The 20,077-nt window shown below is 72.6% G+C and carries 16 protein-coding genes and 1 rRNA gene; 4 read left to right on the forward strand and 13 right to left on the reverse strand.

Annotation, left to right across the window (positions count from 1 at the left end):
- Entirely contained in the window at positions 1–1,668 is a 1,668-nt protein-coding gene (locus tag ACWCXB_RS13910) for a CTP synthase (protein WP_450722423.1), read from the reverse strand.
- Between the two features lie 447 nt (positions 1,669–2,115).
- Between ACWCXB_RS13910 and ACWCXB_RS13915 the strand changes: the two genes are divergently transcribed.
- Both ACWCXB_RS13915 and ACWCXB_RS13920 read left to right on the forward strand, forming a co-directional pair.
- Positions 2,116–3,918 carry a glycoside hydrolase family 15 protein gene (locus ACWCXB_RS13915; protein WP_450722425.1) on the forward strand — a complete coding sequence of 601 codons (1,803 nt, stop codon included), beginning with the start codon at positions 2,116–2,118 and terminating at the stop codon, positions 3,916–3,918.
- A gap of 438 nt (positions 3,919–4,356) precedes the next feature.
- A complete protein-coding gene (locus ACWCXB_RS13920) occupies positions 4,357–5,997 on the forward strand; it encodes a PucR family transcriptional regulator (RefSeq protein ID WP_450722378.1) in 1,641 nt (546 codons plus the stop codon).
- On the opposite strand, the gene ACWCXB_RS13925 is transcribed toward ACWCXB_RS13920, so the two are convergent.
- From ACWCXB_RS13925 to ACWCXB_RS13950, 6 genes are all read right to left on the reverse strand, one after another.
- Positions 5,994–7,085 (reverse strand): glycosyltransferase family 4 protein, encoded by a 1,092-nt coding sequence (locus ACWCXB_RS13925; RefSeq protein ID WP_450722380.1) that lies wholly within the window; start codon positions 7,083–7,085, stop codon positions 5,994–5,996. The genes ACWCXB_RS13920 and ACWCXB_RS13925 overlap by 4 nt on opposite strands.
- Positions 7,086–7,174: 89 nt before the next feature.
- Positions 7,175–7,912, reverse strand: a complete 738-nt coding sequence (locus tag ACWCXB_RS13930; RefSeq protein WP_450722382.1) for a hypothetical protein — start codon at positions 7,910–7,912, stop codon at positions 7,175–7,177.
- Positions 7,913–8,139: 227 nt separating this feature from the next.
- Positions 8,140–9,858 carry a DNA repair protein RecN gene (gene recN, locus ACWCXB_RS13935; RefSeq protein ID WP_450722427.1) on the reverse strand — a complete coding sequence of 573 codons (1,719 nt, stop codon included), beginning with the start codon at positions 9,856–9,858 and terminating at the stop codon, positions 8,140–8,142.
- A gap of 147 nt (positions 9,859–10,005) precedes the next feature.
- Entirely contained in the window at positions 10,006–10,938 is a 933-nt protein-coding gene (locus tag ACWCXB_RS13940; RefSeq protein WP_351233064.1) for an NAD kinase, read from the reverse strand.
- Positions 10,935–11,750: a TlyA family RNA methyltransferase gene (locus ACWCXB_RS13945; RefSeq protein ID WP_450722384.1), complete on the reverse strand. Its 816-nt coding sequence runs from the start codon at positions 11,748–11,750 to the stop codon at positions 10,935–10,937. Before ACWCXB_RS13945 ends, ACWCXB_RS13940 begins: the two co-directional genes overlap by 4 nt.
- Positions 11,751–11,757: 7 nt before the next feature.
- Entirely contained in the window at positions 11,758–12,042 is a 285-nt protein-coding gene (locus tag ACWCXB_RS13950) for a hypothetical protein (protein ID WP_450722386.1), read from the reverse strand.
- Between the two features lie 42 nt (positions 12,043–12,084).
- Here ACWCXB_RS13950 and ACWCXB_RS13955 point away from each other — a divergent pair, with 42 nt between their 5' ends.
- Entirely contained in the window at positions 12,085–12,432 is a 348-nt protein-coding gene (locus ACWCXB_RS13955) for an SCP2 sterol-binding domain-containing protein (RefSeq protein WP_450722388.1), read from the forward strand.
- Here ACWCXB_RS13955 and ACWCXB_RS13960 read toward each other — a convergent pair.
- From ACWCXB_RS13960 to ACWCXB_RS13975, 4 genes are all read right to left on the reverse strand, one after another.
- Positions 12,416–13,276 (reverse strand): ABC transporter ATP-binding protein, encoded by an 861-nt coding sequence (locus ACWCXB_RS13960; RefSeq protein WP_450722390.1) that lies wholly within the window; start codon positions 13,274–13,276, stop codon positions 12,416–12,418. The two genes, ACWCXB_RS13955 and ACWCXB_RS13960, sit on opposite strands and share 17 nt — an antisense overlap.
- A gap of 83 nt (positions 13,277–13,359) precedes the next feature.
- Positions 13,360–14,397 carry a FecCD family ABC transporter permease gene (locus tag ACWCXB_RS13965; RefSeq protein ID WP_450722392.1) on the reverse strand — a complete coding sequence of 346 codons (1,038 nt, stop codon included), beginning with the start codon at positions 14,395–14,397 and terminating at the stop codon, positions 13,360–13,362.
- Positions 14,394–15,452 (reverse strand): FecCD family ABC transporter permease, encoded by a 1,059-nt coding sequence (locus tag ACWCXB_RS13970; protein ID WP_450722429.1) that lies wholly within the window; start codon positions 15,450–15,452, stop codon positions 14,394–14,396. Before ACWCXB_RS13970 ends, ACWCXB_RS13965 begins: the two co-directional genes overlap by 4 nt.
- Positions 15,453–15,514: 62 nt before the next feature.
- Positions 15,515–16,549 carry an HAD-IIA family hydrolase gene (locus ACWCXB_RS13975; RefSeq protein WP_450722394.1) on the reverse strand — a complete coding sequence of 345 codons (1,035 nt, stop codon included), beginning with the start codon at positions 16,547–16,549 and terminating at the stop codon, positions 15,515–15,517.
- Positions 16,550–16,638: 89 nt separating this feature from the next.
- Here ACWCXB_RS13975 and ACWCXB_RS13980 point away from each other — a divergent pair, with 89 nt between their 5' ends.
- Entirely contained in the window at positions 16,639–17,919 is a 1,281-nt protein-coding gene (locus ACWCXB_RS13980; RefSeq protein WP_450722396.1) for a DUF1015 domain-containing protein, read from the forward strand.
- 97 nt (positions 17,920–18,016) lie between these two features.
- Here ACWCXB_RS13980 and ACWCXB_RS13985 read toward each other — a convergent pair whose 3' ends face one another.
- Together ACWCXB_RS13985 and rrf are read right to left on the reverse strand one after the other, a co-directional pair.
- Complete coding sequence (locus tag ACWCXB_RS13985; RefSeq protein WP_450722398.1) at positions 18,017–18,766, reverse strand: hypothetical protein; 750 nt, start codon at positions 18,764–18,766, stop codon at positions 18,017–18,019.
- A 1,220-nt stretch (positions 18,767–19,986) separates the two neighbouring features.
- Positions 19,987–20,077, reverse strand: a 5S ribosomal RNA gene (gene rrf / locus ACWCXB_RS13990); the annotation flags it as partial.

A 20,077-nucleotide genomic window follows, 5' to 3' on the forward strand; every position in this document is an offset into this window, starting at 1 on the left:
TCAGTTGCCCGTCTTGCGCTCGACGGCCGCCTTCACCAGGCCCGTGAACAGCGGGTGCGGGCGGGTCGGGCGGGAGCGGAGCTCCGGGTGGGCCTGGGTCGCGACCAGGTACGGGTGCACCTCGCGCGGGTACTCGACGTACTCGACGAGCTTGTTGTCCGGGGACGTGCCCGAGAAGAGGATGCCCGCCTTCTTCTCCAGCTCCGCGCGGTAGGCGTTGTTCACCTCGTAGCGGTGACGGTGGCGCTCCTCGACGTACGGCTGGTCGCCGTACGCCTCACGGACGATCGAGCCCTCGGCGAGCTTCGCCGGGTAGAGCCCGAGGCGCATCGTTCCGCCCAGGTCGCCCGCGCCCTCCACGTACGCCAGCTGCTCCTCCATCGTCGAGATGACGGGGTGGGCGGTCCCGGAGTCGAACTCCGTCGAGTTCGCCTCGGGGATCTCGGCCAGATTGCGCGCGGCCTCGATCACGATGCACTGCAGGCCCAGGCAGAGGCCGAGCAGCGGGATCTTGTTCTCGCGGGCGTACTGGATCGCGCCGACCTTGCCGCTCACACCGCGGTCACCGAAACCGCCGGGGATGCAGATCGCGTCCACGTCGCTCAGCTGCTTCGCCGCGTCAGCGGGGGTCTTGCAGTCGTCCGACGTGACCCACTTGATCTTGACGCGTGCACGGTTCGCGAAGCCGCCGGCACGCAGCGCCTCCGTCACCGAAAGGTAAGCGTCGGGCAGGTCGATGTACTTGCCGACGAGCGCGACACTGACTTCGTGGTCGGGGTTGTGGACGCGGTCCAGCAGGTCGTCCCACGTGGTCCAGTCGACGTCGCGGAACGGCAGGTCCAGCTTGCGCACGACGTAGGCGTCCAGGCCCTCGGTGTGCAGCACCTTCGGGATGTCGTAGATCGACTTGGCGTCGATGGCCGCGACCACGGCAGCCTCGTCGACGTCGCACATCAGCGAGATCTTGCGCTTGATCGCGGTCGGTACGTCGCGGTCGGCGCGCAGCACGATCGCGTCCGGCTGGATTCCGATGTTGCGCAGCGCGGCGACCGAGTGCTGCGTCGGCTTCGTCTTCAGCTCGCCGGACGGGCCGATGTACGGCAGCAGCGAGATGTGCACGACGAAGACGTTGTCCCGGCCGACCTCGTGACGGACCTGGCGGACGGTCTCCAGGAACGGCAGCGACTCGATGTCACCAACCGTACCGCCGACCTCGGTGATCACGACATCCACATCGTCCGTGGCCATGCGGCGGATGCGGTGCTTGATCTCGTTGGTGATGTGCGGGATGACCTGGACCGTGTCGCCCAGGTACTCGCCGCGCCGCTCCTTGGCGATGACGGTCGAGTACACCTGGCCGGTGGTGACGTTCGCGGAGCCGTCCAGATCGACGTCGAGGAAGCGCTCGTAGTGGCCGATGTCCAGGTCGGTCTCGGCGCCGTCGTTGGTGACGAAGACCTCACCGTGCTGGAACGGGTTCATGGTGCCCGGGTCGACGTTCAGATACGGGTCGAGCTTCTGCATCGTGACCCGAAGACCCCGCGCCTTGAGCAGCGCCCCCAGGCTGGAGGCGGTCAGGCCCTTGCCGAGGGAGGAGGCGACACCCCCGGTGACGAAGATGTGCTTGGTCGTCGTGGCTGTGCTGTTTCGAAAAGCAGCGGGCGGCATGGCCAAGAGGGGGCTCCCGTGGTCGCGAGGTGGTCGTGCGTGCCGGCGATCCCGCAGGTGGAGATCCTGAGACTTCCTGGGGTGCCGTCGCTGCGGTTCGGGGGTCTGCGCCCACCGGTCCACGGGCTACCAGGGTATCAGCGCCCAGGGGAGACTGCTTCCGGCCACACGGGGCATCATGGCCACCACGGGCTTCTCCGGGCTCACCCGCCGCTCACCCGTTCGGCGGCGCCGCATTGCCGGGAGCGTCGCGCGGATCACCTGGGTGCGTCGTATCCTGCTCGGACACTTGATTCGGAATCTCGCTGCCGAGCCGGGCCGGCGATCGGCACCACCCCCGCCCTTCACCCGGAACAAGAGCTCGTCAACGACCGATTGACCGATTGACACCCTTGACCGCAGTAAGCGCCACGCAGGGCGGACGTGGCCGTTCGACTGGAGATCCACGTGGCCGGGCGCATCGAGGACTACGCACTCATCGGAGACATGCAGACCGCTGCCCTGGTCTGCCGGGACGGGACGGTCGACTGGCTGTGCCTGCCCCGCTTCGACTCGCATGCCGTCTTCGCCGGACTGCTCGGCACCGAGGAGCACGGTTTCTGGCGACTCGGTCCCGCGTATCCGGGCCACGCCGAGCCGCCCACCGCCGACCGCCGCAGGTACCGCGGGGACTCGCTGATCCTGGAATCCGAGTGGGACACGCCGCGCGGCACGGTCCGGGTGACCGATTTCATGCCGCCGCGTGACGGGGCGCCGCAGCTGATCCGGATCGTGGAGGGCGTGAGCGGCCGCGTCCCGATGCGTTCCGCGCTGCGGATGCGGTTCAGCTACGGCCGGGTGGTGCCGTGGGTGCACAAGGTCGACAACCGTACGGTCGCGGTCGCGGGCCCCGACTCGGTGTGGCTGGACACGCCGACGGAGACGTACGGCAAGGACCTGACGACGTACTCCGACTTCACCGTCTCCCCCGGCGACCGGCTCGCCTTCACCATCAGCTGGCAGCCCTCCCACCGCGAGCCGCCCGCGCTGCCCGACCCCGAGGGCGCGCTGGACGCCACCGAGGACTTCTGGCGCGAGTGGGTCGAGCACTGTACGTACCACGGCCCCTACCGTGAGTCGGTGGTCCGCTCGCTGATCACGCTGAAGGCCCTCACGTACGCCCCGACCGGCGGGATCGTCGCCGCACCGACCACCTCCCTGCCGGAGGAGATCGGCGGCGTACGGAACTGGGACTACCGCTACACCTGGCTGCGCGACGCGGCGATCACCCTCTCCTCGCTGCTGCGCACCGGCTACCGGGAAGAGGCCCGCGCCTGGCGCGAGTGGCTGCTGCGCGCGGTCGCGGGTGACCCGGAGAACCTGCAGATCATGTACGGCATCGCCGGCGAGCGCGAGCTCGGCGAGGCGGAGCTGGACTGGCTGCCCGGGTACGAGAACTCCGCCCCGGTCCGGGTCGGCAACGGCGCCGCCAACCAGCTCCAGCTCGATGTGTACGGCGAGGTCACCGAGGCCCTGCACCTCGCGCACATGACCGGTCTGTCACGCAACGACTACGCATCGCTCCTCCAGCTCAAGCTGATCCGGTACCTGGAGGACCACTGGGACCAGCCCGACGAGGGCATCTGGGAGGTCCGCGGGCCGCGCCGCCACTTCGTGCACTCCAAGGTCATGGCCTGGGTCGCCGTCGACCGCACGATCAAGCTGATCGAGTCCGGCGACGCCGACGGGCCGCTGGAGCGCTGGCGCGAGCTGCGCGACGACATCCACCGCGACGTCTGCGAGAAGGGCTACGACAAGGAGCGCAACACCTTCACGCAGTCGTACGGCTCGAAGGAGCTCGACGCCTCCCTGCTGCTGATTCCGCAGATGGGCTTCCTGCCGCCGGACGACAAGCGGGTCATCGGCACGATCGAGGCGATCCAGCGGGAGCTGTCCACGCCCGACGGCTTCGTCCTGCGCTACCCGACGGCCGGTGACGAGGCAGGCGTCGACGGTCTCGAGGGCGACGAGGGCGCCTTCCTCGCCTGCTCCTTCTGGCTCGCGGACGATCTGGCGATGATCGGGCGCGTCGACGAGGCGCGGCGGCTCTTCGAGAAGCTGCTGTCGCTGCGGAACGATCTGGGACTGCTCGCCGAGGAGTGGGACCCGCGACTGCAGCGCCAGGTGGGGAACTTCCCGCAGGCGTTCAGCCATGTCCCGCTGATCGACACGGCACTGCGGCTCACGGCCTCCGGCGCGTACGGCGGGTAGGCGGGCGGGGGCAGCCCCGGGCCCCGGCCTGCCGCGTGGGTGGGGCCCCGCCGCCCGTGCGGCGTGCGGGTGTGCTCCGCTGCCTTCCCGGCTGCCCCACGTCTGTCAGGGCACGGGGGCGGGGCTCCTCGCGGACGGCCGTGCGGCCCCGTCGCCCGTCCAGCCGCGCCGGCGCACCGGCGCACCGGACCGGGAAGCACTGCTGTCCTGCTCTTGGGCAGCGGTCAGGGGTTGACCGTCATGAGGTCCGCAAACCCAAGTGCGAAACACCTCGGGCGTCACCCGTACCCGTCCGGAAGGTGACACGCGCCACAATCGGCACGAGGTCCGATAATTTCCCTTCGGGGACGACGAATTGCCGGTCCGGCACGGCCCCGATGCGGTCCGTGACACGTGGGTGATGTTCTTGGCACGTGACGCCGGGTAGCGTCCGGCGACATGAACGGCGGCGTGGACGATCAGGGCAGCATCACCGTGCAGCGGGCGCTCGAGCTGCCCGGACTCCGCAGCGGGCTCCCGGAGGTCGTGGCGTGCGCCGACCGGCTGAACCGCACCGTGCGCTGGGTGCACGCCGGCGAGGTGCCGAACATCGCGTCGCTGCTCAAGGGCGGGGAGCTGCTGCTCACCACCGGTCTCGGCCTCGGCACCCGGCCCGCCGAGCAGCGCGCCTTCGTACGGCGGCTCGCGGAGCGCGGCATCGCGGCGCTGGTCGTGGAGCTCGGCCCGCGTTTCACCCGGCTGCCGGCGACCATCGTCGAGGCGGCCAGGTCCGCCGGGCTGCCGCTGATCCAGCTGCACCGCGAGGTGCCGTTCGTCTCGGTCACGGAGGAGATCCACACCGAGATCGTCAACCACCACTACGCGCTGCTGCAGCGGGCCGAGGAGGTGGCGCGCCGGTGCACGGAGGCGCTGCTCGGCGGTGGCGGGATCCCTCAAGTGCTGCGGATCCTCGCGGACTTCACGGCCAATCCGGTGTTCCTGGAGACCGCGGACGGGCAGTTGCTGTACGCCGCGGCCAGCGAGTCCGGACCTGCCGCCGCCGACCCGCTCCAGGTGTGGGAAGGGCTGCGTGGCCAGCGGGCGGCGCGGGAGGCCGGTCCGCCGGCGGGGGCGGTGCTGGTGGACGTGCCGGGCGGGGGGCACGGGACCGGTGCGGTACGCGCCCGCCTCGCCCTCCTCGCCGTGTCGTCGCCCTTGCTTCCGGTGCACCGGATGGCGGCCGAACGGGCCGCAGGCGTCCTCGCGGTGGTCCTCATGCAGGCCCGCCAGGAGGAGGAGCTGGCGGCGCGCGGCCGCGGCGACTTCCTGACCGACCTCGCCGAGGGCCGCATCACGGCGGAGGACGCGCCAGAACAGGCACGGGTGCTCGGCTTCCGGCCGGGCGAGGGACCATTGCTGCCGGTGGTGATGCGGCTGGCCCCCGAGCTGTCCCCTTCGGGCAACTGGTCGCTGCTGGCCCGCGCGGTGCTCGAGGAACTGTCGTCGGTCGGTGTCCCGGTCCTGCTGGGCGTACGTCCCGTGGAGGGCCGCGTCCCGCTGCTGCTCGGCCTGCGCTCGGAATCGGAGCGTACGGCGGTGGCCGACCGGGTCGCCGCCGCCCTGCGCGCCGGTCTCGAACGCGCGGGCCTCAAGCGCGCCGGAGGCCACCCGCCGGTGGTCGTCGTCGGCGTCGCCGGCGGCTGGGCGGCGGCCTCTGCGAGCCTGCGGCACGCGGCCGAGACGGCGACGGCGGCGCAGGGCCTCTCGGAGCGCCCCTGGTACGACGCGCGCCGTCTGGACATCGACCTGCTGCTGTGGCGGCTGCGCGACCACCCGGATCTGGCGGCCTTCGTGGACCGGGCGATCGGCCCCCTGCGCGACCACGACCGCACCTCCCGCCCGCCCCTGCTGCCCACGCTGGAGACGTACCTGGCCCACGCGGGCCGCAAAGCGGAGACGGCCCGGGAACTCCACCTCAACCGCCAGACCCTCTACAACCGGCTGGCCCGCATCTCCGAGCTGCTGGGCACGGACCTGGACGACCCGCAGACCGTGCTGGCCCTGTCCCTGGCCCTGCGGGCGCGGCGGCACACGCCTTAGGCGCCCCTGCGGAGCTGGGTGAGTTCGTCGTAGATGCTCAGCACCTGCGCGATGGTCTCGTCCTCCGTCGGCCACGTGGCCGCCTGGGCGGGGCCCGCCGCCGCCAGGCGGCTGCGGCGGTCCGGGTCGGCCAGGAGGCCGGTGACCGCCCTGGCGAGCGCGGCGGGATCCCCGTAGGGGACGAGTTCCGCGGCCGCGCCGACGAGTTCGGGGATGCCGCCGACGCGGGTCGCGACGAGCGGGACGCCGAGGCGGAGTGCCTCCTGGGCGAGGAGGGAGCGGGCCTCCCAGCGGCTGGGGAGCAGGGCCAGGTCCGCCGCCGCGAGCAGGTCGGTGACGTCGTCGCGGCGCCCGATCAGCCGCACCGGGAGACCCTCCGCGTCGATGCGCCGCTGAAGCGACTCCCGCTCGCGCCCCTCCCCCGCGATCGCGACCAGGGGCACGGGGTCGAGTCCGCGCCAGTCGCGGGCGGCGTCGAGGAGGGTGGCGTACCCCCGGTCCGGTTCGAGCCGCCCGACCGCCATGAGCAGCGGCCGGTCGACGGCGCCCAGTTCCGCCCGCGCCTTGTTCTCGTACGAGCCGGCCGTGCGCCGCGGTCCCGGCACCGACACCGGCGAGAGCCGGGCGTCCCTGGCACCCCGGTCGCGGGCCCGGTCGACGAGCTCGGACGATGTGCCGAGCACCACCGCGGCGGCCCGCACCGCCCTTCGCTCCAGCAGCCGCAGCATCCGGCCCCGCGCGCCCCCGGCGAGTCCACGGGTGTGCCAGGTGACGACGAGCGGGACCCGGCGCTGCCCGCCGAGGGCGAGCCCGGTGCGTACCGCGGCGTGCAGTCCGTGCGCGTGCACGATGTCCGCTGCGGCGCACACCGCCCGCAGCACGGCGACCGCGGCCGGGTCGCCGCGCCGCGGCACGGGCACGAAGTGCGCTCCGGCGCCGAGGAAGTCGTAGACGTGCTCCAGGGACGCGGGGGCGCACACGGTCACCCGCACTCCCCGCGCCACGAGCCCGGCGGCCAGTGACCTGACGTGAGCGCTGCTGCCCGCGCTGCCGCCGCCCAGCACCTGGACCGTATGCAGCTGTGTCACGCGCCAAGGATGCCAGTCCGTACGCACGTTCCGGCACCGTCGAGGCGTCCTTGCCGTGTCCGGAGCCTCAACTGTGCGGTCCGGATCACTCACATGGGTGAGCGCGCGAGTTCCGTGACCCGGTCGCCGTACGCCGTCGCCGCGATCAGCGCCGCGGCGTGGGCGGCCAGACCGACTCGGCCGTTTCCCGCGGCGATCGCGGCGCCGAGTGCCGCGCCGAGCGCATGCGCCCCCGCGTCGCCGAGCATCGTGCGCTCGCCCAGATCGTCGCCGGCGACGGCTGCCGCGGCGCCCATCGGCGCGGCGGCAAGCGGCCCCCGCAGCAGCCCGGGCGTGCCGAACCCGAGCACCGTGAGCGCGGCGCGGCCCGGCCGTACGTCGACGAGGTTCACGAAGTGCGCGGTACCGGCGATCACGACCCCCGCGAGCACCTTGTCGACGGGCCGCTCCTTGAGCGCCGCCCCGGCGAGCAGCCCGGCGGCCCCGATCCCGAAGAGCTTCACGGCCCCGCTGGTGACCTCGCCCTGCCGCAGGGCCCCGAGGTGGGCCCTGAAGCCCCGCCGGTCGTCCCCGGCGACATCGTCGTACGCCCCACAGGCCCCGGCCGCCAGCACCGCGACAGCGGCCCCGGGTGCGCCTGCGGCGACCGCGCCGAGCGCCGCGCCCACGGTCACGGCAGGCCCGGCGCACAGGTCGACGGTGCGCCCGGCGTAATTGGTGCGCTCCCAGCGCGCGTGTCCGCGCGTGCGGGCCCGGAGGGCGCGGTACGTGGCTGTCGTGACGCCTGCGGCGGTGGCACAGGCGATGACCCTGGTGAACGTACGCATGATCGTCACCCTAGCCCGGGGTGCGTCGACTCCCACCCCATGGAAGAGCCGCCACCCGACGGAGGGGGCGTGCAGGGTCGGGCTCGCAGGGGTCGGCAGTAAGTGCAGGGCGAGGGGCCCCCGACCCACCCACCGGCGCACTGTGCCGCACCCGGTACCGGGTGCGGCACACACCTCGCACCGACGCACTCCGTCCGTGGCGGAGGGTTCAGGGGGCCGCCGCCCCCTCAGCCCTCGGCTCGCGCCGCGGCCAGCAGCTCCTCCGCGTGCGCCCGCGCCGTCTCCGAGTCCTCCTGCCCTGCGAGCATCCGGGACAGCTCCCGCACCCGGTCCTCGCCCTCCAGGACCGTGACCCCGGACCGGGTCACCGAACCGTCGTTCGTCTTCTCGACCAGCAGCTGCCGGTCGGCGAAGGCAGCGACCTGCGGCAGGTGGGTGACCACGACGACCTGCGCGGTCTTCGCCAGCTTCGCCAGCCGCCGCCCGATCTCCACCGCCGCCTTGCCGCCGACGCCTGCGTCGACCTCGTCGAAGAGGTACGTCGGCACAGGATCGGTCCCGGCGAAGACGACCTCCACCGCAAGCATCACGCGCGACAGCTCACCACCGGACGCGCCCTTGGCGATCGGCCGCGGCTGGGCGCCGGGGTGCGGGGCGAGCAGCAGCTCGACCTCGTCAGCGCCGGACGGCGAGTACGCAACGGTACGTCCGTTGACCTCGATCCCGTCCGGGTCCTCGGACTGGCGGATGTCGATGGTCACGCGCGCGTGCGGCATCGCGAGGTGCGCCAGCTCAGCCGTCACCGCCTCCGCGAACCGTGCCGCCGCCTCCGTACGTGCGTCGGTCAACGCCTGGGCCAGCCCGGAGAGTTCGGCGCGCAGCGCATCCCGCTCGGCGGTCAGCTCACCGATCCGGTCGTCGTCGCCCTCCAGCTCGGTCAGCCGCCCGGCGCTCTCCTCGGCCCAGGCCAGCACGGCATTGATGTCCTCGCCGTACTTCCGCGTCAGCCCGGTGAGTGCCGCCCGTCGTTCCTCGACGGCCGCCAGCCGCAGCGGATCGGCGTCGAGGTTGTCGGCGTAGCCGGCGAGCTCCCCCGCCACGTCGGCGAGCAGGATGGAGATCTCGCCCATCCGGTCGGCGAGCGCGGCGAGCGCCGGGTCGTGGGAGCGTACGGCGTCCAGGGCCCGCCCCGCGCCCGCGACGAGCGTGGTCGCGTCGACGCCCTCGGGGTCCTCGGGGTTCCCGGCGAGCGCGGCGTGTGCGACGGACGCGGCGGAGGCGAGGGCCTCGGCGTGGCCGAGCCGCTCGGCCTCGGCCGACAGCTCCACGTCCTCGCCGGCACGCGGCTCGACGCCCGCGACCTCGTTCAGCCCGAAGCGCAGCAGATCGGCTTCCTGGGCGCGCTCGCGGGCGCGCGTGGTCAGTTCGGCCAACTCGGCGGAGACCGCCTTGAGCCGCCGGTACGCGGCGGCGTACTTGGCGTGCGGCCCGGCCACGGCGTCGCCCGCGTACCGGTCCAGGGCCTGCCGCTGCCGCGCGGGCTTCAGCAGCCCCTGCTGGTCGGTCTGACCGTGTACGGCGACGAGCTCGTCGGCGAGCTCGGTGAGCATGCCGACGGGCACCGAACGCCCGCCCAGGTGGGCGCGTGAGCGCCCCTCCGCCGAGACCGTCCGGCTGATCAGCAGCGCGCCGTCGTCGAGTTCGGCCCCGGCCTCCTCGGCCCGTACGGCCGCGGGGGCTCCGGCGGGCATGGTGACCCGCCCCTCCACGACCGCCGACTTGGCGCCGATCCGCACGAGGGCGGGGTCGGCGCGCCCGCCGAGCAGCAGCCCGAGGCTGGTGACGACCATGGTCTTGCCCGCACCGGTCTCGCCGGTGACCGCCGTGAATCCGGGCGACAGCTCGACGACCGCGTCGTCGATGACCCCGAGCGACCGTATCCGCATCTCCTCCAACACGGAGAAGACCTTACGAGGTCGGGGCCCGGGTGTGCGACGGCCCCCGCCCCGCGCGTACGGACCCGCAGGTCGGCGGGCCCACCATCACCCTCCGGTGTGGCCCTCCCGAACCGAATCGAGCCCGTCCGGCCCGCCTCAGTGCGGCGCGCCCCGCCACCCCGACACCGGCAGGGCGAACTTCGCGACGAGCCGGTCCGTGAACGACGCGTGGTGCAGCCGGGCCAGCCGGACCGGCACCGCGCCCCGCCGGACCTCCACCCGTGCCGCGGGCGGCAGCTCGACGGCGCGGCGGCCGTCGCACCACAGCACCCCGTGCGGCGTACCCGGCTGGACCTCCACCGCGAGGACGGACGTCGGCGACGTGACCAGCGGCTTCGCGAAGAGGGCGTGAGCGCTGATCGGGACCATCAGCAGGGCCTCGACCTCGGGCCACACCACGGGACCGCCCGCCGAGAAGGCGTACGCGGTCGAGCCGGTCGGGGTCGCGCACACGATGCCGTCGCAGCCGAAGCCGGTCACCGGCCGCCCGTCGATCTCCAGGACGACCTCGAGCATCCGCTCGGCCGAGACCTTCTGGACGGCGGCCTCGTTCAGCGCCCAGTCCCGGTGGACGATGTCACCGTTGCTCCGTACGGCGACATCGATGGTCATCCGCTCCTCGACCTCGTACGCACGCGTCACGACCCGGTCGACCACCTTGTCCAGGTCGTCCCGTTCGGCCTCCGCGAGGAAGCCGACCCGCCCGAGGTTGACGCCCAGCATCGGCACCCCGGACGCCCGGGCGAACTCGGCGCCGCGCAGCAGCGTCCCGTCGCCGCCCAGCACGATCAGCAACTCGCAGCCGTCGAGGACCTCGGGCGTGGCCTCGGGCACCGTCTCCACGGTCGCCGGCAGGGGCAGATCCGCGGCCTCGAAGGCGAGCACCCGCACGCCGAGGCCCGCGCGCAGCAGGCCCTGGACGACGAGTTCGGCGCTCCGGATGGCCGCGGGCCGCCCGGTGTGCGCCAGCAGGAAGACCGTGCGTGTACGTGTCTTCGTGTCCGTGCTCGTATCGCTCGTATCGGTCAACGCGGCCCCTCCGCCACTGCACGATCGACATCCGCCGGGTCGAGTTCCGGCGCCCCGGCCCGGAGCCACAGAAAGTACTCGACATTGCCGGAGGGCCCCGGCAGCGGACTCGCGGTCACGCCGAGCACACCCAGGCCGAGCCCGCCGGCCTGTCGCGCCACGGTGCGTACCGCCTCGGCGCGCAGCTCGGGGCTGCGCACCACTCCGCCGCTGCCGAGCCGCTCCTTGCCGACCTCGAACTGCGGCTTGACCATGAGGACGAGATCGGCGCCGGGCGCCGTGCACCGCACGAGTGCGGGCAGCACGAGGCCGAGCGGGATGAAGGACAGATCACCGACGACCAGGTCCACCGCCTCCCCGTCGATCGTCTCCAGGGTCAACTCACGCACGTTGGTACGGTCCTTGACCGTCACGCGTTCATCGCTCTGCAGAGACCAGGCGAGCTGGCCGTAGCCCACGTCGACGGCGACGACATGCGCGGCCCCGGCCCGGAGCAGGACGTCGGTGAACCCGCCGGTGGACGCGCCCGCGTCCAGCGCCCGCCGCCCCTCGACCTTCAACCCCTGCGGTACGAAGGCGGCGAGCGCGCCGGCGAGCTTGTGGCCGCCGCGCGAGACGTACTCGGGGTCGCTGTCGTCCTGGGCGACGACGATGGCGGCGGCCGTCTCGACCTGGGTGGCGGGCTTGGTCGCGGTATTCCCACCGACGGTCACCCGCCCGGCCGCGATCAGCTGGCTCGCGTGCTCGCGCGAGCGGGCGAGCTTGCGGCGTACCAGCTCGGCGTCGAGGCGGCGGCGTGCCACTCCTGCCACGTTCGGTTCAGCTCCTGTGGTCGTACGAAGGCAAAGGCGAGGAAGGCCGTGCGTCGAGCGCGGTCAGCGTGTCGCGCAGCCCCCCGTGTACATCCTCGTACACCTCCACGTGTCCGTCCGCCGGGAGGTGGTCGGCGTCGGCCAGCCGCTCCAGATGCGCGTCGACCTCGGCATTGCCGGTGGGTGCGCGCTCGACACCGAGGGGGGCGGGCGCGGCAGGGTCGTACGCCTCGGCCGCCGGCGCGGCCTCCTCTGAGGCTTCGGGGGTGGGGCCCGGGATCGAGTCGCTCATGCCCAGACGCTACCGCGAAGCCCTGGGGTACCGTCGGTCCCGATGGCGACGACGGAGGAGTGCCGCAGCGCACTCGACAGACTTTCGGACAATCTGGCGAAGGCGGACGGAGAGGTACGCAGCGCGGCCGCGCTCGACCGTTCCCTGAGCTGCCACATCAAGGATCTGGACATCACCTTCACCGGGCGCCTCGCGGCGGGCCGGATCCAGGTGCTGGACACGTTGAACGGCGCGCCGCCGGACAAGGCGGAGATCCGGCTGGCGATGGCCGGTGACGACCTGGTGGCGATGGTGGACGGGCAGCTGAACTTCGCGAAGGCGTGGGCCTCGGGCCGGGTCAGGCTCGAGGCCGGCTTCCGCGATCTGCTGCGTCTCAGGGCGCTGCTGTAGTCACGGCCTCCGCAGACGACACCGGGGCCGCCGCCGACACCGATGCCGACGCACCGGGGTCACGGCGCCGCGCCCGCGGCACCACCAGCGGCGTGCCCGTCTCCGGGTCGTCGATGACCTGCGCGCGCACACCGAAGACCTGTTCCACCAGCTCGGCCGTGACGACGTCGCCGGGCGCACCCTCCGCGGCGATCTTCCCGCCGTGCATCGCGATCAGATGGGTCGCGTACCGGGCCGCCTGGTTCAGGTCGTGCAGCACGGCGACGAGGGTGCGGCCCTGCGTCTCGTGCAGCTCGGCGCACAGATCGAGGATCTCCAGCTGATGCTGGATGTCGAGGAACGTGGTCGGCTCGTCGAGCAGCAGCAGCGGGGTCTGCTGGGCGAGCGCCATCGCGATCCAGACGCGCTGGCGCTGGCCGCCGGACAGCTCGTCGACATAGCGATCGGCCAGCTCGGCGACGCCGGTCGCGGCCATCGACTCCTGGACGACCCGCTCGTCCTCCCGGGACCACTGGCGCAACAGGCCCTGGTGCGGGTAACGGCCCCGGGCGACGAGATCGCCGACGGTGATGCCGTCGGGGGCGATCGACGACTGCGGGAGCAGGCCCAGCGTTCTGGCGACCTTCTTCGCGGGCATGGAGTGGATCGCCTGTCCGTCGAGCAGCACCCGGCCCTGGCTGGGCCTCAGCATCCGCGAGAGCGCCCGCAGCAGCGTGGACTTGCCGCAGGCGTTGGGGCCGACGATCACCGTGAACGAGTTGTCGGGTATCTCGACCGAGAGGTCCTCGGCGATGACCCGCTGGTCGTAGGCGAGGGTGACCGATTCCGCGGTGAGGCGCTGCATGGACGTACTCCTGGGGTTCTTCTCGGTCGGGTGCGGGCCGGCGCCCCGCTGTGGCTCTGCGTTCGTACGCTCGGACCGGGCGCTCATACGCGGCCCGCCTTGCGCTCGGTGACCAGCAGCCACAGCAGGTAGACGCCGCCGAGCACGCCCGTGACGACGCCGACGGGCAATTCCCGGTCACCGAACGCGGAAGTGGCGACCCAGTCGGCGGAGAGCAGCAATGCCGAGCCCATCATGGCGCTCGCCGCGATGTTCGGCCCCGGAGAGCGGGTCAGCCGACGGGCGAGCTGGGGCGCACTGAGCGCGACGAAGACGATCGGCCCCGCCGCGGCGGTGGCGACCGCCGTGAGCAGCACGGCCGAGCCCATGAGGACGGCCCGGGTCCGCTCGACGGCGATGCCGAGCGAGTACGCCGCGTCGTCGCCCATCTCCAGCATCCGCAGCGGCCGCCCGTAGGCCAGGCACAGCGGGACAAGCACCGCGCAGACGGCGAGAAGCGGCCAGAACTGGCTCCAGTCGCGGCCGTCGAGCGAGCCGGTCATCCAGACCACCGCACGGGTGGCGTCCACGAGGTTGGCCTTGGTGAGGAGGTAGTGGATCGCGCCGGTGAGCATGGCGGCGACGCCGATGCCGATCAGGACCAGCCGGTAACCGTGCACTCCGCGCTTCCAGGCGAGCATATAGACGGCGACGCCGGTGGCCAGGCCACCGGCGATCGCGCCGCCCGCGACGGCGAACGCGCCGCCCTGGAAGACCACGATGACGATCAGCGCACCGACGGTCGAACCCTGTCCGAAACCGAGCACGTCCGGGCTGCCCAGCGGATTGCGCGAGAGGGACTGGAAGACCGCCCCGCCCACCGCCAGCGCCGCGCCCACCAGCAGCGCCACCAGCACCCGCGGCAGCCGCACGTCCTGGACGATGAACTCCTGCGCGGGCGTGCCGTTCCCGAGCAGCGTGGCCACGACCTCGCCGGGCGCCATCGGGAAGTCGCCGCTGCCGACGAGCACGACGCCGGAGGCCAGCGCGGCGGCCAGGAGCAGCAGGGCGACGAGGGCCGCCCTCGGGTCGACGCGGACGGAGAGCCCGCCGGGGGTGCGTATCGCTTTCACGGCCTTCACAGCTGCGCCATCCTCTTGCGGCGTACGAGGTAGATGAAGACGGGCCCGCCGATGAACGCGGTGACGACGCCGACCTGCAGCTCGGCAGGGCGCGCGACGATCCGGCCGACGACGTCGGAGCCCAGCAGCAGCACGGGCGAGAGCACGGCCGCGTACGGCAGGATCCAGCGCATGTCGGGGCCGGTGATGGCCCGCACGAGATGCGGAACCATCAGCCCGATGAAGACGATCGGCCCGCAGGCGGCGGTCGCCGCACCGCACAGCAGGGTGATGGCGACCATGGCCACGACCCGGGTGCGGGTGAGATGCGCTCCGAGCGCGCGTGCGGTGTCGTCGCCCATCTCCAGCGCGTTGAGCGGCCGGGCGATGAGCAGCGCGAGCACCACTCCGGCGCCGATGAACGGCGCGACCTTGCCGATGGTCGCGGGGTCGGCCGATGCGAGTGAACCGACGGTCCAGAAGCGCAGCCGGTCGAGCGCCGCCGAGTCCAGCAGCTGTACGGCGTTGACGTAGCCGTACAGCGCGGCCGTGGCCGCGGTCCCGGCGAGCGCGAGCCGTACGGGCGTCGCGCCGCGACTCCCGCCGAGCACGTACACGACCACCGACACCACTCCGGCGCCGAGGAACGCGAACCACACATAGTCCGCGAGGGACGTGACGCCCAGAAAGCTGATGGCCGATACGACGGCGGCGGCCGCGCCCGCGTTGACCCCGAGCAGCCCCGGCTCGGCGAGCGGATTACGGGTGAGCGCCTGCATCACCGCACCCGCGAGGCCGAGCGCCACGCCGACGAGCAGCCCGAGCACGGTCCTCGGCACCCGCACATCGTGGACGATCACGTCGTTGCCGGTGCCGGAGCTGTGGAAGAGCCCGTGCCACACATCGGCGACCGGGACCGACTTGGCGCCGATCGCGATGCTCGCGACACAGACCAGCAGCAGGACACCGACGGCGAGCAACAGCCCGACGGCGCGCAGCGTATGGCGACTGCGCGGCTCGGACTCGGATGCTGCGGACGTCGGTTCCGCGCTCGGTTCGGGGGGACTGTCGACCAACACGCGGTTAGGTTAGCCTACCCTGCCATGTCACCTCGATGAGGGAACCCGCGGGCAGCGCCTCACCAGCCGAGCCGGGCCAGCGCCTTGCCCGCGTCCAGCGTGCCCGCCCCATCGCCCGCATGCGTCCACGCCGCCGCGCACAACGCCCGCAGTCCGTCCAGCGCTTCGCCGTCGCCGTCCAGCACGAGCGCGTCCGCGCGCACGGACGCCGTCCAGCCCCCGCAGCCGAAGCCGTTCCCTGACGCAGAACCGGCCACTTCGGGCTGCCCGGTCAGCAGCCCCCGCAGATCGGCGTCCACGTAGGTGGGCCGGTACTTCGGCTCCGCGGCCAGCAGCTGCGCCGGGTCCGTCACCCCGGTCAGGACGAGCAGCGAGTCCACGCCGCCGTTGAACGCGCCCTCGATGTCCGTGTCGAGCCGGTCCCCGACCACGAGCGGCCGCTCGGCGCCCGTCCGCAGGATCGTCTCGCGGTGCATCGGCGGCAGCGGCTTCCCGGCCACCTGCGGCTCGGCCCCCGTCGCGAGCCGTACGACCTCCACCGCGGCCCCGTTCCCCGGCGCGATCCCCCGGGAGCTCGGGATCGTCAGATCCGTGTTGGACGCGAACCACGGCACCCCGCGCGCGATCGCGTAGCACGCCTCGGCGAACCGCCCCCATGCCAGTTCGGGCCCGCCGTAACCCTGCACCACGGCAGCCGGCTCGTCGTCCGCGGACTCCACCGGCTCCAGCCCGCGTTCGCGCAGCGCGACCCGCAGCCCCTCACCGCCGACCACCAGCACCCGCGCGCCCGCGGGGACCTGTTCGGCGATCAGCCGGGCGACGGCCTGCGACGAGGTGATGACGTCCGCGGCCTCCGCCGGCACGCCGAGCTCGGTGAGGTGGTGCGCCACCGCCTCGGGCGTCCGCAGCGCGTTGTTCGTGACGTACGCGAGATGCATCCCGGCGCCGCGCGCCGCCCCGAGCGCCTCCACCGCGTGCGCGATGGCCTCCCCGCCCGCATAGACCACCCCGTCGAGATCGAGCAGAGCAGTGTCGTACACCGCGCACAGCGCCTGCGCGCTGCCGCTCGGCCTGGTCCTGCCCTGCTCGCCCATGCTGGTCCGCTCCTCATTTCGTGGCTGTTATCGATCGCTCGATACTCCCCCGATCATCGCGCATCGCCGTGGCCACATACGATGCATCAATGAACACGAGAGGTCAGGCGGCCGAAGACGGTCTGCACATGATTCCGTTCCGCGGACTGCGCTACGTCCCGGAGCGGGTCGGCAGCCTCGCCGCCGTGACCTCACCGCCGTACGACGTCGTCGTACGCCCCGACGGACTGCACCACCTGGAGTCCGCGGACCCCCACAACATCGTCCGGCTGATCCTCCCCCAGGCCTCGAGCCCCGCCGCCCGGCACGAGCAGGCCGCCGAGACCCTGGACCGCTGGCTGGCCGAGGGCGTCCTCGCCCCCGATCCCGAGCCCGCGCTGTACATCTACGAGCAGCGCCGAGGAGACATCCTGCAGCGCGGCATCATCGGCGCGCTCGCCCTGTCGGCCCCGGACGAAGGCATCGTGCTCCCCCACGAGGACGTGATGCCGCATGTGGTGGCCGACCGCGCGGCGCTGATGCGCAGCACGGCCGCCAATCTGGAGCCCCTGCTGCTGACCTATCGCAGCGACGGCACCGCGACCGGGGCCACCGCGGTCATCGAGCGGATCATCCATGAGAGCGCACTGCTGGCGACGACCACGGAGGACGGCTTCAGCCACCGCCTCTGGGCGGTCACCGACCCGGCGGACCTGGCGGAGATCGCCGCGGACCTCACCCATCACCAGGCCCTCATCGCCGACGGCCACCACCGCTGGGCCACGTACCTCCGCCTGCGCGACGAGCAACCGGCTCCCGGCCCGTGGAACTACGGCCTGGTCCTGCTGATCGACACGGCCCGCTACCCGCTCCAGGTACGGGCGATCCACCGCCTGCTGAACCGCCTTCCGGTCGCTGACGCCTTGGCCAAGGTCGAGGGCCTCTTCCGGGTGCGGGACATCGACGGGCCTCTCCCGTACGCCCTCGAGTCGCTGGCCGCGGCGGCCGCCGAGGGCAACGCGTTCCTGCTCGCGGGCGACGGCCGCTTCCACCTCCTGGACCGCCCCGACGCGGACCTGCTGGCGCGTACGGTCCCGGCCGGCCGCCCGGAAGCCTGGCAGCGACTCGACGCGACCGTCCTGCATGCCGCGCTGCTGGAGCACGTCTGGCACATCCCGGACTCCCCCGAGGACATCACCTACATCCACGACACCGAGGCCGCGGTGACCCAGGCCGAGCGTCGTGGCGGCACGGCGGTGCTGATGCATCCGGTACGGGAGGACGTCGTGCGGGACCTCGCGCGGCAGGGCGTCACGATGCCGCGCAAGTCGACGTCGTTCGGCCCGAAGCCGGCGACGGGCCTGGTGCTGCGGAGCCTGAGCATCGACTGACGGCGGGACCAGGGACGGTACAAAACGCCGAAGGCCCGGCACCTTGTGGGTGCCGGGCCTTCGGTGTGCGTGTCGGGTGCCTGTCGGTGCGACGGGATCAGGCCTTTTCGCCGTCGCCCTCTTCGTCGCCCTTCGCGGCCGCGTCGGACGCGTCCGTGTGCTGCTCGGAAGGGTCGCCCTCGTTGCTGTCGTGCTCGTCGGTGTCGTTCTCGTCGGTCAGGGCGTCGACGAACTCGACCCCGTCCAGCTCCGCGAGCCGGTCCGAAGCGTCGGTGGACCCGTCCTTGTCGGCCTCGACGGCCTTGGCGAACCACTCACGCGCCTCGTCCTCACGCCCGGCGGCCAGCAGCGCGTCGGCGTACGCGTAGCGCAGGCGCGCGGTCCAGGGGTGCACCGAGCTCGACGCCAGCTCGGGGCTCTGCAGCGTGACGATGGCAGCGTCCAGCTGGTCCATGTCCCTGCGCGCGCCGGCGGCGACGAGCCGCATCTCGACCTGTCCCACCTTGTCGAGCTTCTGCACCTCGGGCTCGCCGGCCATGGCCAGCGCCCGCTCGGGCCGGCCGAGGCCGCGCTCACAGTCCGCCATCACGGGCCACAGCTCGACGCTGCCGGTCATGCGCCGAGCTGCCCGGAACTCCGCGAGAGCCTCGGAGTACTTCTGCGTCGCGTACGCGGCGAATCCGGCCGCCTCGCGTACGGCGGCGACACGCGAGGCGAGCCGCAGCGCCACGCGCGAGTAGCCGTAGGCCCCTTCCGGGTCCTCGTCGATCAGCCGCGCGACCATCACGAGGTTCTTGGCGACATCCTCGGCGAGCGTCTTCGGCAGGCTCTGGAGCTCCTGCCGCACGTCCTTGTCGATCTCGTCGCCCGTGACGTCCTCGGGAATCGGCAGCCGCTTGATCGGCTCCCGGTCCCGGTCGCGCCCACGATCGCGGTCCCGGTCGTCCCGGCGCCCGTACCCACCACGGTCGTCCCGCCCGCGGTAACCACCGCGGTCCCGGTCGCGGTCGTCACGCCGGGGCCCACGCGGCCGGTCGTCACGGCGAGGGCCGCGGTCGTCACGGCGGTCGTCACGACGGTCGTCACGACGGAACCCACCGCGATCGTCGTCGCGACGCGGCCCACGGTCATCCCTGCGGAAGCCACCACGGTCGTCGTCCCGACGCGGCCCACGGTCATCCCTGCGGAAGCCACCACGGTCGTCGTCCCGACGCGGCCCACGGTCATCGCGGCGGAAGCCACCACGGTCATCGTCGCGACGCGGCCCACGGTCATCACGACGGTCATCCCTGCGGAAGCCACCACGGTCGTCGTCCCGACGCGGCCCACGGTCATCGCGGCGGAAGCCACCACGGTCATCGTCACGGCGAGGCCCGCGGTCGTCACGGCGGTCATCCCTGCGGAAGCCACCACGGTCATCGTCCCGACGCGGCCCACGATCGTCACGACGGTCGTCGCGACGGAACCCACCGCGATCGTCGTCGCGACGCGGCCCACGGTCATCGCGGCGGAAGCCGCCCCGGTCGTCCCGCCGGTCATCACGGCGGTCGTCACGACGGACCCCACCGCGGTCGTCGTCCCGACGCGGCCCACGATCGTCACGACGGTCGTCACGACGCCCATAGCCACGGTCGTCACGGGGGAAGCGCCCCCCGCGGCTGTCATCCCGTCGGTCGTCACGACGTCCGTGTCCGCGGTCGTCCCGGGGGAAGGAGCCAGTACGCTCGCCACCGCGGTCATCACGGCGGTCGTCGCGACGGAAACCGCCTCCACGGTTGTCGTCCCTACGGTCGTCACGGCGTTCGTCACGACGGCCGTATCCACCGCGGCTGTCATCTCGGCGCGGCCCGCCTCGGTAACCGCCCCGGTCACCACCACCGTCCCGGCGGCGCGGCTCGCGCTCCGGACGATCGTCGGAGGAGTTGGTGGACATCGGCATGGCTCCTGTCTTCGGGTACCGCATTCATTCTCGCGCAGCCGGCCATCCGACGCGCTTCGAAAATTCGAGGAAAAACAAAAGGACCCGTGGGCCCAGCTGAACGCTGGGACCACGGGTCCTGAAAGATTGTTCGGCGGCGTCCTACTCTCCCACAGGGTCCCCCCTGCAGTACCATCGGCGCTGAAAGGCTTAGCTTCCGGGTTCGGAATGTAACCGGGC

The organism is Streptomyces sp. NPDC001514, assembly GCF_053597075.1.

Excerpts from the sequence above, each read along its gene's own strand:
- ACWCXB_RS13910 (WP_450722423.1), bottom strand. The coding sequence starts at position 1,668 with ATGCCGCCCGCTGCTTTTCGAAACAGCACAGCCACGACGACCAAGCAC.
- ACWCXB_RS13920 (WP_450722378.1), top strand. The coding sequence starts at position 4,357 with ATGAACGGCGGCGTGGACGATCAGGGCAGCATCACCGTGCAGCGGGCG.
- ACWCXB_RS13930 (WP_450722382.1), bottom strand. The coding sequence starts at position 7,912 with ATGCGTACGTTCACCAGGGTCATCGCCTGTGCCACCGCCGCAGGCGTC.
- recN (WP_450722427.1), bottom strand. The coding sequence starts at position 9,858 with ATGCGGATACGGTCGCTCGGGGTCATCGACGACGCGGTCGTCGAGCTG.
- ACWCXB_RS13950 (WP_450722386.1), bottom strand. The coding sequence starts at position 12,042 with ATGAGCGACTCGATCCCGGGCCCCACCCCCGAAGCCTCAGAGGAGGCC.
- ACWCXB_RS13955 (WP_450722388.1), top strand. The coding sequence starts at position 12,085 with ATGGCGACGACGGAGGAGTGCCGCAGCGCACTCGACAGACTTTCGGAC.
- ACWCXB_RS13960 (WP_450722390.1), bottom strand. The coding sequence starts at position 13,276 with ATGCAGCGCCTCACCGCGGAATCGGTCACCCTCGCCTACGACCAGCGG.
- ACWCXB_RS13975 (WP_450722394.1), bottom strand. The coding sequence starts at position 16,549 with ATGGGCGAGCAGGGCAGGACCAGGCCGAGCGGCAGCGCGCAGGCGCTG.
- ACWCXB_RS13980 (WP_450722396.1), top strand. The coding sequence starts at position 16,639 with ATGAACACGAGAGGTCAGGCGGCCGAAGACGGTCTGCACATGATTCCG.